The 14,453-nt window shown below is 43.7% G+C and carries 13 protein-coding genes; 8 read left to right on the forward strand and 5 right to left on the reverse strand.

Annotated features, from left to right (window positions below):
* Positions 1-159 precede the first annotated feature (159 nt).
* The 3 genes from R7Z10_RS13580 to R7Z10_RS13590 all read left to right on the forward strand — a co-directional run bounded on the left by R7Z10_RS13580 (position 160) and on the right by R7Z10_RS13590 (position 2,342).
* A complete protein-coding gene (locus R7Z10_RS13580) occupies positions 160-1,077 on the forward strand; it encodes an SPFH domain-containing protein (protein WP_005382060.1) in 918 nt (305 codons plus the stop codon).
* A gap of 3 nt (positions 1,078-1,080) precedes the next feature.
* Entirely contained in the window at positions 1,081-1,542 is a 462-nt protein-coding gene (locus R7Z10_RS13585) for an NfeD family protein (RefSeq protein WP_238966644.1), read from the forward strand.
* A gap of 617 nt (positions 1,543-2,159) precedes the next feature.
* Positions 2,160-2,342, forward strand: a complete 183-nt coding sequence (locus R7Z10_RS13590) for a hypothetical protein (RefSeq protein WP_021707681.1) — start codon at positions 2,160-2,162, stop codon at positions 2,340-2,342.
* A gap of 40 nt (positions 2,343-2,382) precedes the next feature.
* On the opposite strand, the gene R7Z10_RS13595 is transcribed toward R7Z10_RS13590, so the two are convergent.
* From R7Z10_RS13595 to zipA, 3 genes are all read right to left on the reverse strand, one after another.
* Positions 2,383-3,792 (reverse strand): hypothetical protein, encoded by a 1,410-nt coding sequence (locus tag R7Z10_RS13595; RefSeq protein WP_005382055.1) that lies wholly within the window; start codon positions 3,790-3,792, stop codon positions 2,383-2,385.
* Between the two features lie 514 nt (positions 3,793-4,306).
* Positions 4,307-6,319, reverse strand: coding sequence for an NAD-dependent DNA ligase LigA (ligA, locus tag R7Z10_RS13600; RefSeq protein ID WP_017819968.1), 2,013 nt, complete (start codon positions 6,317-6,319; stop codon positions 4,307-4,309).
* 90 nt (positions 6,320-6,409) lie between these two features.
* Positions 6,410-7,366: a cell division protein ZipA gene (gene zipA / locus R7Z10_RS13605; protein ID WP_042523140.1), complete on the reverse strand. Its 957-nt coding sequence runs from the start codon at positions 7,364-7,366 to the stop codon at positions 6,410-6,412.
* 251 nt (positions 7,367-7,617) lie between these two features.
* Between zipA and cysZ the strand changes: the two genes are divergently transcribed.
* The 5 genes from cysZ (at position 7,618) to crr (ending at position 12,548) form a co-directional block, all read left to right on the forward strand.
* Positions 7,618-8,361, forward strand: a complete 744-nt coding sequence (cysZ, locus tag R7Z10_RS13610) for a sulfate transporter CysZ (RefSeq protein WP_318105053.1) — start codon at positions 7,618-7,620, stop codon at positions 8,359-8,361.
* Between the two features lie 164 nt (positions 8,362-8,525).
* Positions 8,526-9,494, forward strand: coding sequence for a cysteine synthase A (cysK, locus tag R7Z10_RS13615; RefSeq protein ID WP_005382045.1), 969 nt, complete (start codon positions 8,526-8,528; stop codon positions 9,492-9,494).
* A gap of 300 nt (positions 9,495-9,794) precedes the next feature.
* Positions 9,795-10,052 carry an HPr family phosphocarrier protein gene (locus R7Z10_RS13620; RefSeq protein ID WP_005382043.1) on the forward strand — a complete coding sequence of 86 codons (258 nt, stop codon included), beginning with the start codon at positions 9,795-9,797 and terminating at the stop codon, positions 10,050-10,052.
* Between the two features lie 140 nt (positions 10,053-10,192).
* Positions 10,193-11,917: a phosphoenolpyruvate-protein phosphotransferase PtsI gene (gene ptsI, locus R7Z10_RS13625; RefSeq protein WP_005389298.1), complete on the forward strand. Its 1,725-nt coding sequence runs from the start codon at positions 10,193-10,195 to the stop codon at positions 11,915-11,917.
* A gap of 121 nt (positions 11,918-12,038) precedes the next feature.
* Entirely contained in the window at positions 12,039-12,548 is a 510-nt protein-coding gene (gene crr / locus R7Z10_RS13630; RefSeq protein WP_005382041.1) for a PTS glucose transporter subunit IIA, read from the forward strand.
* A gap of 94 nt (positions 12,549-12,642) precedes the next feature.
* Here crr and R7Z10_RS13635 read toward each other — a convergent pair whose 3' ends face one another.
* Positions 12,643-13,767 (reverse strand): flagellin, encoded by a 1,125-nt coding sequence (locus R7Z10_RS13635; RefSeq protein WP_005382040.1) that lies wholly within the window; start codon positions 13,765-13,767, stop codon positions 12,643-12,645.
* A 116-nt stretch (positions 13,768-13,883) separates the two neighbouring features.
* A partial coding sequence (locus R7Z10_RS13640; protein WP_206958538.1) for a flagellin occupies positions 13,884-14,453 on the reverse strand: 570 nt, incomplete at its 5' end.

Here is a 14,453-nt window from a genome sequence, read left to right on the forward strand (position 1 = left end):
GCGTCGCATTCTTCTAGGAAGAAGATAACAAAGGCCGGGATTTCCGGCCTTTGTCATATAAAAAACCAATAACCTCTCAAAGGTCTCAGAACTTCAATTGTCTATTGTCTATAAATAGGTAAAAATGGATCGAACATTATGCACTTAAGGGAATAACTCATGCCAATTGATTCACTGATCACCATCGGTATTTTCGTCGTTCTTGCTGTCGTTATCTTATCTTCAGCCATTAAAACGGTTCCGCAAGGAAACAACTGGACAGTTGAACGCTTCGGACGCTACACCCACACATTAAAGCCGGGTTTAAACTTAATCATTCCATTCGTTGATAAAGTTGGTCAAAAAGTAAATATGATGGAGCGCGTTCTCGATATTCCTGCGCAAGAGGTCATTTCAAAAGATAACGCTAACGTGGTTATTGACGCTGTCGGATTTGTTCAAGTGATCGATGCTGCCAAAGCGGCTTATGAAGTCAACGATTTAGAACACGCTATTAGAAACTTGACCCTTACCAATATTCGTACCGTTTTAGGTTCAATGGAACTGGACGAAATGCTGAGCCAACGCGACATGATCAACTCTAAGCTGTTGGCGATTGTTGACCAAGCAACAAACCCTTGGGGCGTAAAAGTCACACGAATTGAGATTAAAGATGTCCAGCCACCAGCCGATCTGACCGCTGCAATGAATGCGCAAATGAAAGCCGAGCGTAATAAGCGTGCGGAAATTCTTGAAGCAGAAGGGGTTCGCCAAGCTGAGATATTAAAGGCCGAAGGTCATAAACAATCAGAGATATTAAAAGCTGAAGGCGAAAAGCAGTCTGCTATTCTCCATGCAGAAGCACGTGAGCGTGCCGCGCAAGCAGAAGCAAAAGCGACTTACATGGTTTCCGAAGCCATTGCAAAAGGTGACATGCAAGCCGTCAATTACTTCATTGCACAGGGTTATACCGAAGCGATCAAGAGCATTGGTCAAGCCGAAAATGGTAAAATCATTATGCTTCCATTAGAAGCAACCGGACTAATGGGCTCGGTTGCAGGGATAGCAGAAATGTTTAAACAGCAAGATAAAGAATAATTTATGGACTTTTTTAGTTTGTTGGAAGGTATCTCTTTCTGGCATTGGCTAGCGTTTGGCTTTGCTCTTTTAGCAGTTGAGCTACTTGGTACCGCAGGGTATTTTCTCTGGCTCGGGATGTCTGCACTTATCGTTGGAGCATTCATGACCGTTTTGCCAATGAGCTGGCAATTGCAATGGCTTTGCTTTGCAAGCTTCAGCTTAATCACCACCTGGCTTTGGTGGCGACGACAATGGTCTAAAGACAAGCAAGAAGACCAAGAAAGAGATCTGAACCAAAAGTACAAGCAGTTAATTGGGCGTACTCTTATCCTTGAAGAAGACTTTTCCGTCGGGCTCAATCGCATCAAGGTAGCCGATACCACATGGTCCGCACAATCGGATCAAGCACTTCCAGCCGGTACCCGCGTAAGAATCACCGATGTGGAAGGTATTATTTTAATCATTGAGCCTGATTCTAATTAATTTATGCCAAAGTAATGGGGCAAATCATGCTCCATTACTTTAATCTAAACAACTGCTTTATTTTCATTACCTTAATTAAAATCGAGAAAAAAATAAGTAGTAGTAATATTATTAATACCCTACCTCCCATTTCCTATCATTTAATTATTCAACACACGACAATCAATAAGATAGAAATATATCTAGGTAAATTATCGCTCTAAATTTATTTTAAAAAATAAAACTTTATTGAATTATTTTTTGATCTTTTTATCCTCGGATACATACTTAACGCATAAGCATTTAAGTTGAGTGCTTTTTATTTGGTAAGTAAGAGGATGTACTATGAATAAGCTTCTCTTTTTAATGTTGTGCGGTATTTTTTCTTTTTCTTCCTTTGCCTACAACAACGGAAACGGCGGTACAACTAATTTGGGACCTATAGTCGAATGTAAGATGCCAAGTGGCGACGTTACGAATATTCCAAGTGAAATGTGTCGATTTAGAGGTGGGGAATGGGAATAGTAAAGAAGTAAGAGCTTAGTTTGATATAAGAGCCCTATTCAACCTTGCCTTTCTGCGTAGTCACGGTTTATACAAGTACGTAGATATTTAAAGTTTATATTAAGGTGATGATTATGAGATTTTTATCTGGTCTATTAGTAATATCTTTTGCCATAATTCCGTTAACCACTCATGCTAATGGTGCATCCGGTGGTCGTACGTTAGGCCCAGAGATAAAGTGTGAGTTGCCAAACGGTAATGTACATATGTTGCCACCGTTATATTGCAAAATATACGACGGCCGAGAAGTGAAATAGAAAAGGAGCCTAGCGGCTCCTTTTATTATTTCACTAAGTATTAGTGGAAGCTGTAAGGGATAAGAACTTGTAGACGTAAGTCTGTCTCATCCGCATCGCCTGCACCTGCGTACTCATCACGTTCTAGGATTGTACCGTGTAAACGAATGGTAGAACCTTTAAGCGCGCCACTTTGTAGTGAGTAAGATACTGTTGCGTTAACTGCGTATTCGCTTTCGTAATCCCAGTCACCTGATGCTCCGCTTGCTGCAGAGTCAGCGCCAGTACCGTAACCAAAGCCTAGGTAGTAGTTCCAGCCGTTACCTTGGTTGTAAGATAGACGGTTGTACCATGCTAGCTCACCCGCTTTGTTCCAGTCAGATAGCGCATCCCACCACTGAGACCAAGTACCATTGTTCATACCATATGTATGAATAGTACGAGGAACGAAGTCCGCACGGTTATCTGTGTCTGTGTAGCGCAACTCAGACATCCAAGCTAGCTTGCCGAAAGATTGGTTCAAAGACAGACCAGTGTGGAAACCTAGACCATCGTATTTCACATCGTCATCAACACCGTAGAAATCAAATGCTAGAGTTGTACGATCGCTCACTGTGTACTTCAAATACGCTTTGTAAGATGTGTTATCAGTCTCGTTGTGGTAGCTAGTCACTTGACCTGCACCCCAGTCAACACCATTTGCATATTGAACGCCAGTTGCTTGGCCTAGGCCAAGTTGCATAAACAGGCTGTCAGTTAGGTTACCATTTAGACCTAGAGAGTGTAGGTAGCTCCATGACGTGTCAGACCAAAGCGCTGGTGCGTAATCATCTTCGTGAAGCAGCCAAGGTGCTGTAAATTGGTCTGCACCAAAGTAGCTTAGGTTGAAATCACCAAGCTTAGCGTTCAGTTCGAAACCACGGTAAGTACCAGGTACAAAGCTCCAAACGTTACCGATTGTACCGTTACCACCAGCCTGTAACATACCGAAACGAGCATTAAAGTTTTCGTTTGCTTTGAATTTCAGCGCTGCTTTGTAAACTTTAAGCTGCTGACCATCACCTGCACCCCAGTCTAGGTTGTTACAAGTTGAGATTTCGTTACATAGGTAGCCTTCGTTTGAATTGTAAAGACTATCGTTGTAAAGATCGCCAGAGTAGTAAGCCGCAACATCTGCGCCCACCCAACCATCGTGGTAGCCAGAAGTGAAGTCTAAAATTGCGTTGTAAGAAGAGTAGTTTAGACGACTCCAACGGTCACCATTTTCACCGCCGGGCTTACCTGTTGTACGAGTTCGTGAACGAGTATCAACTATGAATAATGCATTCAGACTTGAGTCTTGCATAAATTCGTTCACTTTCTCTACGTACTCGCCACCTGCTGCACTTTCAGTAGACGCTGTAGCTGGAGCGACAGCAACAACACCAAACATTGCTGCGGTTAACGCTGAAACCTTAAAAAATTTGTCCATGGAAAAACTCCTAAAAATGGATATAGCTGTATTTTTCTATCTCACCTTTAGTTGGCCGCCGAAGGAGAGAAGTAAATTCCTGATCAAACCTCATTATTTCTAATTTGGCTTTTTTTAGTTCCTGCATACACACCGTGTATCCACGTGATTAAGACTAACTTCGCAGCTAAAAACATCCAAATGGAACTTATTTTTTTCTAAAAAAATATGAGCCACTCCAAAGTTCCATATAACTTATTGATCCAGATCTTATTTTTAACAACACCAACACAACACAACACAATAAAATATCATTTAAAATCAAACACTTAAATTGAACTTAAAAGTATCAACTTGAAGTCACTCGCAGACTAAAAAAGCCAAAAAAACCAATAACCCAAGGTTCGATCTTGATCACTGAAAAGAACAAAGGCATCAATTACTCAATAAAAAAACACTTAATTATGAACAAGAAAAAGCCCCGCATGCTTACCATACGGGGCTTTTAGTTATTTTTTAGCTTTTTTGAGAAGACTTAATTCATCAGTTCGAGTAAGTCTTGTTCTGTTTTAATTTCGATACCCAGTTCTTGTGCCTTTGCGAGCTTCGAACCTGCATTTTCACCAGCAAACAAAATATCGGTTTTCTTAGAAACACTACCCGTCACTTTAGCCCCCAGTGCTTGGAGGGCTTCTTTGGCTTCTGTACGCCCCAGTTGAGAAAGTGTTCCCGTTAATACTACTGTTTTACCTTCTAATGGTAATTCCCCCACCTGCTCAGTAGTATTAATCTCTGGCCAATGAATTCCTTGTTCAAGCAAATCTTTAACCACCGCTTGGTTCTGTTCTTCACTAAAGAAAGTCGTAATATGTTGAGCAACCACAGCACCGATGTCTTGCACTTCAATCAACTGCTCTTCGGTAGCATTTTGGATCGCTCCCAACGTTTTAAAGTGCATTGCTAAGTTTGCTGCGGTTGCCTCGCCAACTTCACGGATCCCCAGTGAATACAAAAACCGAGGTAACGTTGTCTCTTTGGATTTTTCTAACGCATTCACAATATTCTGCGCAGACTTTGGCCCCATGCGATCTAGTACGGTTAAAATCCCCGCTGATAACTTAAATAAGTCAGCAGGAGTTTTCACCATCTCACGATCAACAAGCTGCTCGATCACTTTATCGCCTAAACCGTCAACGTCTAACGCTTTACGAGAAACAAAGTGTTTTAGCGCTTGTTTGCGCTGGGCTTGGCAAACTAAGCCCCCCATACAACGTGTTACCGCTTCTCCTTCGATCCGCTCAACATGCGAACCACAAACAGGACACTGAGTTGGGAAAACAATATCTCGAGCTGTTTCTGGTCGACGCTCTTTGATGACAGATACGACTTGGGGAATAACATCGCCAGCACGGCGGATCACAACGTGATCACCAATCTTGACCTGCAGACGTTCTATCTCATCTGCGTTATGAAGCGTCGCATTACTTACCGTTACCCCGCCAACAAATACAGGCTCTAGCTTAGCAACAGGTGTAATCGCACCAGTGCGACCGACTTGGAACTCCACTTCATTCAGTGTCGTCATTTCTTCCTGAGCTGGAAATTTGTAGGCAATCGCCCAACGTGGAGCGCGAGCAACAAACCCCAGACGCTCTTGCACGGCAATATCGTCAATTTTAATAACGACACCATCGATCTCATAAGGGAGGGCATCACGACGCTGCAATATATCTTGGTAGTAAGCTTTTACATCCGCCAAGCTTTCAACTCGCTTAGTTTCCGGGCACATTGGCAGTCCCCAAGATTTGATTTGCAAAAAGCGTTCGTAATGACTTGCTGCCAATTCTGCGCCTTGCACCACGCCTACACTGTATGCATAGAAGCTAAGCGGACGAGAAGCCGTAATACGTGAATCCAATTGTCGTAAGCTACCTGCCGCAGCGTTACGTGGATTCACAAAGATTTTCTCGCCTTTCTTCCTTGCTAATTCATTGAGCTTTTCAAACCCAGCTTTCGGCATAAAGACTTCACCACGAACTTCAAGACGATTTGGCCAGTCATTACCCCTGAGTTTTAAAGGAATAGCTTTAATCGTACGCACATTCTCTGTGATGTTTTCACCCGTAGTACCATCGCCTCGAGTGGCCGCCTGAACTAACACGCCATTCTCATATAACAAACTTACGGCGAGTCCATCCAATTTAGGCTCACAACAGTATTCTTTCACACTCTGGCTGCCCACGCGCTCTTGTGCGCGCTTGTGGAAACTATCGAGTTCACTATCATCAAACGCGTTATCAAGCGAAAGCATCGGTACTTCATGTGTCACTTGGCTAAACGCAGAGAGAGGCTGTCCACCGACACGTTGGCTTGGCGAGTCTACGGTTATTAAGTCAGGGTTCTCAGCTTCAATATCCAGTAACTCTCGCATTAAACGGTCGTACTCGGCATCAGGGATCTCTGGGTTATCTTCCACGTAGTAACGCACAGCGTGGTAATGCAACGACTCTTTTAGTTCTTCTAGTCGCTGAAGTACTGATTCAGACATAGTAAAGCCCCGTGTATTTTCAATCGGTGAGGTTGGGAAATCCAAGAAAAAGGGCTCCATCCGGAGCCCTATTATTATTTGCTGTTAAGATTATGCGTTAGCGGCATTAAACTCAACTATTTGACGTCGATAAGATGCTAAACGATCTGGCGTCATTAAGTTGCGTTGGTCATCAAGTACGTTACCACCTAAATCATCAGCAATTTGCTGCGCAGTTCGGAGCATTAAGTTGAAGTTCTGTTCAGCCTCGCCATAACAAGGCAATGTCATGAAGAATGAAATACCCTTCGTTGTAAACTCAGCAGGATCAGCATGCTCAAACGTACCAGGGTGCATCATATTAGCGACGCTAAACAGCACTTTGCCGTTACCGGACAAGTCGACATGACGATGGAAAATATCCATCTCGCCATAAATTAGACCGTTTTGTTGCATACTTTCAAATAAAGCAGTACCAACAAATGGCTCTTCACCAGCACAGTGCACATTCAATACAATCACTTGCATTTCAGGTTCTGGCTTTGGCTCTTCCTTAGGCTCTGCAACGACAGGCTCACTAACCGTTTCGACTTGCTGTTCTTTCTCCGTAATATCAAACGCGGCGGGAATAACGTCTTCTTCCACAGCAGGCTGGAATGGCTCTTCAGCTACTGTTGCTTGAACAACAGGCTCAACGTCCTCTTCTTTATCTTTTTCTGCAACAAATGAAGGGATGTCATCCGGCTCCTGCTGCGTCTGTTTGACTTCAGATGGACCACCGAATAACGGGTCAGATTCAAACTTGTTGTCGAAAGAACTCGCCATCCCAAAATCTGGTTCTTTGCGATCTTTGCGAATGATCTCAAAGTCATCTTCAGGAGCGGGAGCGAAGTCTCGTTCTTTCTCAACAAGATCATTTTTGTCTTCTTGGTCAACATCCAGCTTACCAAGTGGCTTGTTACCAAACTTTGCTTTGCCTTCTTTTTTACTGCTCCATAAACCATGAAACAGTAATGCCGCGATGGCTAATGCGCCAACAACAATGAGTACGAATCGCAATTCCTGCATTATTTACTCTCAATATACTTGTTTTTACTACTCGCAGTTCCTTGAGCAGCAACCCAAGTGCAATAAATCTGAATGATACGTTTACTTTACCAAAACTATATGTAGATTTAGAACAACTTAATGCAAGAAGTTCCGTTTTTTGTTGTGATTCTTGCCACGATTCCACTTAACAAGACGTCATTTGTCAGGGCATTGAAAGAAAAGTCCTCACAGGTACAATGAGTTTTCATTTACACGAAGCCAAAATAGACATGAAGCAAAACAATCAGCAGAGAACCGGGTTCGGTTATTTTCTATACGGGATACAATTGGCACTTGCCCCTAAAATCAGGCGCTTTGTCATCTTACCTCTACTTGCAAATATCTTGCTTGTAGGTGGTGCCATCTTCTATCTATTTTCAAACCTTAATATATGGATAGAAGGCTGGATTGGGAAGCTGCCTGAGTTTTTATCCTGGTTAACTTACATTCTTTGGCCTTTACTCGCTCTGACGATACTCGCTACCTTCTCCTATTTTTTCAGCACGCTCGCGAACTTTATCGCCGCGCCATTCAATGGCCTCTTGGCTGAAAAAGTGGAAGAGTACTTAACGGGACAAAAAGTAAATGATGATGGTTTCACTGCCGTCCTGAAAGATGTTCCTCGCGTTTTAGCTCGTGAGTGGAGAAAGCTCCTTTACATTTTACCTAAAGCAATAGGCCTATTCCTATTATTGCTCATCCCTGCCCTTGGACAAACAGTAGGCCCATTTTTATGGTTTATCTTTACCGCCTGGATGCTCGCGATTCAATATTGTGACTACCCGTTTGATAACCATAAAATCCCATTTAACGACATGCGTTACAAATTGAAACAAAAGCAAGGTAAGGCCTATGGCTTTGGGGTATTGGTGTCTGTGTTTACGACGATCCCAATTTTGAACCTCATTGTCATGCCTGTAGCAATATGTGGTGCAACCGCTATGTGGGTCGCGGAGTTTAAGCACCAACGATAGTCGACTAGAGATTAAGGAAAGGGATCAGCGCCAGCTTTTCCCTTTTCTTTTATCAAGTTCTGGGCCAACCTAATAAGATATAACTTTTTAATCCTTTTCCCTTTTTTTCATACCGCATATTCTTCTATCCATATTCACACAACGTGTAATGAAGGAACATCACTATGAGCAAAATCTACGAAGATAACTCTCTTACTATTGGTAATACACCTCTCGTTCGTCTAAACAAAGTAAGTAAAGGCAAAGTTCTCGCAAAAATTGAAGCGCGTAACCCTAGCTTCAGTGTTAAGTGCCGTATCGGTGCAAACATGATTTGGGAAGCAGAGAAAGCGGGCCTTCTTAAGCCAGGTGTAGAGCTTGTAGAACCTACCAGTGGTAACACTGGTGTTGCTCTAGCATTCGTAGCGGCTGCTCGCGGTTACAAGCTAACATTGACCATGCCTGAATCAATGAGCCTAGAACGCCGTAAGCTACTAAAAGCACTAGGCGCGAACCTTGAGCTGACTGAAGCGGCGAAAGGCATGAAAGGGGCGATTGCTAAAGCAGAAGAAATCGTAGCAAGCAACCCTGAGAAGTACCTACTTCTTCAACAATTTGACAACCCAGCGAACCCAGAAATCCACGAAAAGACTACGGGCCCTGAGATTTGGGAAGCGACAGACGGTGAAATCGACGTATTCGTTGCTGGTGTTGGTACGGGCGGTACTATTACAGGTACTAGCCGTTACATCAAAGGTGAAAAAGGCAAAGCCATCACTTCTGTTGCAGTTGAGCCAGCAGAGTCTCCGGTTATTGCACAAGCACTTGCTGGCGAAGAAATCCAGCCTGCCCCACACAAAATTCAAGGTATCGGTGCTGGTTTCATCCCTGGTAACCTCGATTTAGACATTATTGACCGTGTTGAGCAAGTTACCTCAGAAGAAGCGATTGAGATGGCTCGTCGCCTAATGGAAGAGGAAGGTATCCTAGCTGGTATCTCATCTGGCGCAGCGGTTGTTGCAGCGAACCGACTTGCGGAACTACCTGAATTTGAAGGAAAAACAATTGTAACTGTCTTGCCAAGTTCCGGTGAGCGTTACCTAAGTACAGCACTCTTTGCAGGTATCTTTACCGAAAAAGAGAACCAACAATAATATGTGTTCAAATCAATTTTTAGTTTAAAAAAGCCCCGTTTAGGGGCTTTTTTGTTGATCCCTGCCCTACCTTTGGTAATATCAGGGTGTTTTATTTCTAGCTTCAAAATAAAGAAGCAGAACACAAAAAGGTTTCAAAGTGATTACGCACGCAAACAGTTGCGTAGTTACCAAACTTTTGACTAGTATCAGAACTGACGCGCTTTGAACTCTTCCCGTGCTAGCGCACAAGATGTAAAGCAGTTAAGCTAAAATCTGGTCACAAACTAACAAAAAAATACATTTATTGGGGTATATCACATGTACGAGAAGCAAGTAGAAATCACAGCAGAAAACGGCCTTCACACTCGTCCAGCTGCACAGTTTGTTAAAGAAGCAAAAGCATTCGACGCAGACATCACTGTGACTTCTAACGGTAAAAGCGCTAGCGCTAAGAGCCTGTTCAAACTACAAACACTAGGCCTAGTAAAAGGTACTCAAGTTACTATTTCTGCTGAAGGCCCACAAGCTCAGCAAGCAGTTGACCACCTAGTTGCTCTAATGGACCAACTACACTAATCCGGTCTCCTACTCCAGAAGCCATTTTGTGAAAGCAAAATGGCTTCGTTGGAAATAGGCTCAAAACTAAGCTAAAACTATTCGTTAGCGCACCCATTATTCTCCCGTTTTATAAAGTTGACCAAACTTAAGGTAAGGCTATGATTTCAGGCATCCTAGCATCTCCTGGTATTGCAATCGGTAAAGCACTACTACTTCAAGAAGATGAAATTGTCCTAAACACAAACACTATTTCTGACGATCAAGTAGAAGCTGAAGTTCAGCGTTTCTTTGACGCTCGTAACAAATCTGCAGCTCAGCTAGAAACTATCAAGCAAAAAGCGCTTGAAACGTTTGGCGAAGAAAAAGAAGCGATCTTTGAAGGTCACATCATGCTTCTTGAAGACGAAGAGCTAGAAGAGGAAATCCTAGCACTTATCAAAAACGACAAGATGACTGCTGATCACGCTATCCACTCAGTGATCGAAGAGCAAGCATGTGCTCTTGAGTCTCTAGACGACGAATACTTAAAAGAGCGTGCAACTGACATCCGCGATATCGGTTCTCGTTTTGTTAAGAACGCACTAGGCATCAACATTGTTTCGCTTAGCGATATCAACGAAGAAGTAATTCTTGTTGCTTACGACCTAACGCCATCTGAAACTGCACAAATCAACCTAGACTACGTGCTTGGTTTTGCTTGTGATATCGGCGGTCGTACATCTCACACTTCAATCATGGCTCGCTCACTTGAGCTTCCAGCTATCGTTGGTACTAACGACATCACGAAGAAAGTTAAGAATGGCGACATGCTGATTCTTGACGCAATGAACAACAAGATTGTTGTTAACCCATCAGAAGCTGAGCTAGAAGAAGCGAAAGCGGTTAAAGCAGCATTCCTAGCTGAAAAAGAAGAGCTAGCGAAACTGAAAGACCTACACGCAGAAACGACTGACGGTCACCGTGTAGAAGTTTGCGGTAACATCGGTACAGTGAAAGACTGTGACGGTATCCTTCGTAACGGCGGTGAAGGTGTTGGTCTGTACCGTACTGAATTCCTATTTATGGACCGTACTGCGCTACCAACTGAAGAAGAACAGTACCAAGCGTACAAAGAAGTTGCGGAAGCAATGAACGGTCAAGCTGTGATCATCCGTACTATGGATATCGGCGGCGATAAAGATCTCCCATACATGGATCTTCCAAAAGAGATGAACCCATTCCTAGGCTGGCGCGCTGTACGTATCAGTCTGGATCGTCGTGAAATCCTTCGTGATCAGCTACGTGGCATTCTACGTGCTTCTGCACACGGCAAACTGCGTATCATGTTCCCAATGATCATCTCTGTCGAAGAAATCCGTGAGCTTAAGAAAGCGATCGAAGAGTACAAAGAAGAGCTACGCGCTGAAGGCCACGCGTTCGACGAAAACATCGAAATCGGTGTTATGGTTGAAACTCCTGCTGCTGCTGCGATCGCACACCACTTAGCGAAGGAAGTGTCTTTCTTCTCTATCGGTACAAACGACCTAACTCAGTACACGCTAGCAGTTGACCGTGGTAACGAGATGATTTCTCACCTATACAACCCACTATCACCAGCTGTACTTACAGTGATCAAGCAAGTTATCGACGCATCTCACGCAGAAGGTAAATGGACTGGTATGTGTGGTGAACTTGCAGGTGACGAGCGTGCAACACTTCTACTTCTAGGTATGGGTCTGGACGAGTTCTCAATGAGCGGTATTTCAATCCCTAAAGTGAAGAAAGTAGTTCGTAACTCTAACTTCGCAGAAGTGAAAGCAATGGCTGAAGAAGCCCTTTCTCTACCGACAGCAGAAGAAATCGAAGCCGTGGTAGAAAAGTTTATTGCTGAGAAAGCTCAGTAATCGGTAGTACCAAGTAATTCAATACTTAATGGCCATTAGACGGCGAAAAAAGTCGTCTAATGAGCTATATTGGTATACTATAATTCGACAGAATAAAACCAAACCTTAGGAGCATGACACAATGGGTCTGTTTGACAAACTTAAGAAGCTTGTATCTGATGACAGCGCTGACGCTGGTGCTATCGAAATCATCGCGCCACTTTCTGGTGAGATTGTAAACATCGAAGACGTGCCAGATGTTGTTTTCGCTGAGAAAATCGTTGGTGACGGTATTGCTATCAAGCCAGCAGGCAACAAAATGGTAGCTCCTGTAAACGGTACTATCGGTAAGATCTTCGAAACTAACCATGCGTTCTCTATCGAGTCTGACGACGGTGTTGAGCTTTTCGTTCACTTCGGTATCGACACAGTTGAACTAAAAGGCGAAGGCTTCACGCGTATCGCTGAAGAAGGTCAAACTGTTAAAGCTGGCGACACTGTAATTGAATTCGATCTAGCTCTTCTAGAAGAGAAAGCGAAGTCAACGCTAACTCCAGTTGTTATCTCTAACATGGACGAAATCAAAGAGCTAAACAAGCTTTCTGGTTCTGTAACTGTTGGTGAAACTCCAGTTCTACGTGTAACTAAGTAATTTTTACTTAATCGAACACGAAAAAAACGCTGCCAATGGCAGCGTTTTTTATTATCTGACTTTTTTCTGAGCGATGTGCATCGCTGAAACACGTTCAACTGAGCAAGCCTAGTGCTGAGCTCGGCCTTTGCTTCGCTTGAGCGAGTAATGCAGTTGTCGCATCTTGGAGCACTTGAGAACGCACCATTTCCGTAGATTCTCTTGCGAAGTCTGTATCTCTTATTCGACTCTTGGATTCTGTAACACTCCGATTCACAGTATTTAAGTTATCCATCGAGCCGTTTACACGGTTCTGAAAGCTGCCAATTTCACTCCGGTGCGAATCAACATACTTAATTGCTGCATCAATCACCCCAATTGAAAGCTGCGCCTTACCTGCCGTCGACATATCGATGTCATCCATTGTGACTAATTGACCAGCGCTCACATCAAGCTCATCCGCTAAACTCCCATCGAGAACCACACCCTCTGGCGCCTTCATCGTAGAAGCGAAGAATTGCAGTTCGTTGTTTTCCGTTACTGAAGCATTCACTATCGATTGTTGAGCATTGATGTAAGTGGCGACCTGTTCTATGCGGTCACCCAATTTGAGTCCAATGGATTCCGTTTGGGTTTGCCCTTTACTGTCTTGGTATTCGACTTTTAGGGTTTGGTTATCTTTAGTGACTCGCCAATCTTTATCGACCGCATCACCAACATAATGCTGCCCTCCCATCTCTGGGATATGGCTACGCATGTTACGTAACGTCAAAGAGATTGAATTAGCGTTCGCGCCAATATGGAAACTTTGTGAACCGTAAGATCCATCAAACAGGTTTTTATCCGCAAATGTTGTCGTGATCGCGACACGATCAAGCTCATCTTGCAGCGCTACGACCTCATATTGAATACTTTGCCGATCACTTGAGTCATAACTGCCGTTTGCTGCTTGAAGCCCCAGAGAGCGTAAGCGTTGCAATATGTCACTGCTTTCGTGCAATGCTCCCTCCGCTGTTTGAGCAACAGAAAAAGCGTCGTGCGCATTTCTTAAGGCGACATCAAGCCCTCTCGTTTGTACATGGAGAGTATTCGATATCTGTAAACCTGCCGCATCATCGCTCGCCGAGTTGATTCGAAACCCCGAAGTTAGGTTGCGTTGTGACTCAACATTTTGCGCAGCTGCTTGACTCAGGTGTCTCTGCGCCACCATCGCAGAAACATTGGAATTTAAAGAGATCATCTAATCGATATGAATGCCTTATCGAACATACTGTCAGGACACATCTGAATCGTTATAGCCAATAAGCAAAAAGCCAGGGATGAGCCTGGCTTTGGTTTCTTGCTTTGTTAAATTGATTAACCTAGCAGACTTAGCGCTGAGTTAGGCGCTTGTTTCGCTTGCGCAAGGATTGAGCTTGACGCTTGCGATAGAATTTGTGATTTGGTCATTGCCGTCGTTTCTTTCGCGAAATCTGTATCTTTGATACGGCTCTTCGACGCATTCACGTTCTCGTTAATGTTGTCCAAGTTGCTGATTGCGTGGTTGAAACGGTTCTGGAATGCACCTAGCTCTGCGCGGTGGCTGTCTACGTATTTCAGTGCCGCATCGATGATAGCAACAGATTCTTGTGCGCCACCAACTGAGGTTACGTCGATAGTATCTACTGTTACTTTTTTGCCTTCGCCTAAGCCTAGTTCACCAGATAGACCGCCTGAAAACTCGACCTCGCCCTCAACTTTGTTGTTGCCAGCGAAGATTTGCAGTTTACCGTCTTGGTCTACTGAGGCTTTCACTAGGTCAGTTTGGCCGTTAATGTAAGTCGCAAGCTCTTCGATATCGTCACCCGCCTTTGCGCTGATGTTGATTTCTTGCTCTTGGCCGTAGCTGTCCGTTAGGTTGATTTTTAGGTCGTTCTTACCTTCAGC

This window comes from Vibrio sp. Vb1018 (assembly GCF_033338775.1).
GTDB lineage: Bacteria > Pseudomonadota > Gammaproteobacteria > Enterobacterales > Vibrionaceae > Vibrio > Vibrio alginolyticus.

Bases quoted from the DNA above. Each gene is read 5' to 3' on its own strand.
- cysZ (WP_318105053.1), top strand. From the start codon at position 7,618: ATGAAGCAAAACAATCAGCAGAGAACCGGGTTCGGTTATTTTCTATAC.
- R7Z10_RS13585 (WP_238966644.1), top strand. From the start codon at position 1,081: ATGGACTTTTTTAGTTTGTTGGAAGGTATCTCTTTCTGGCATTGGCTA.
- ligA (WP_017819968.1), bottom strand. From the start codon at position 6,319: ATGTCTGAATCAGTACTTCAGCGACTAGAAGAACTAAAAGAGTCGTTG.
- cysK (WP_005382045.1), top strand. From the start codon at position 8,526: ATGAGCAAAATCTACGAAGATAACTCTCTTACTATTGGTAATACACCT.
- R7Z10_RS13635 (WP_005382040.1), bottom strand. From the start codon at position 13,767: ATGATCTCTTTAAATTCCAATGTTTCTGCGATGGTGGCGCAGAGACAC.
- ptsI (WP_005389298.1), top strand. From the start codon at position 10,193: ATGATTTCAGGCATCCTAGCATCTCCTGGTATTGCAATCGGTAAAGCA.
- zipA (WP_042523140.1), bottom strand. From the start codon at position 7,366: ATGCAGGAATTGCGATTCGTACTCATTGTTGTTGGCGCATTAGCCATC.
- R7Z10_RS13620 (WP_005382043.1), top strand. From the start codon at position 9,795: ATGTACGAGAAGCAAGTAGAAATCACAGCAGAAAACGGCCTTCACACT.
- R7Z10_RS13590 (WP_021707681.1), top strand. From the start codon at position 2,160: ATGAGATTTTTATCTGGTCTATTAGTAATATCTTTTGCCATAATTCCG.
- R7Z10_RS13580 (WP_005382060.1), top strand. From the start codon at position 160: ATGCCAATTGATTCACTGATCACCATCGGTATTTTCGTCGTTCTTGCT.
- crr (WP_005382041.1), top strand. From the start codon at position 12,039: ATGGGTCTGTTTGACAAACTTAAGAAGCTTGTATCTGATGACAGCGCT.
- R7Z10_RS13595 (WP_005382055.1), bottom strand. From the start codon at position 3,792: ATGGACAAATTTTTTAAGGTTTCAGCGTTAACCGCAGCAATGTTTGGT.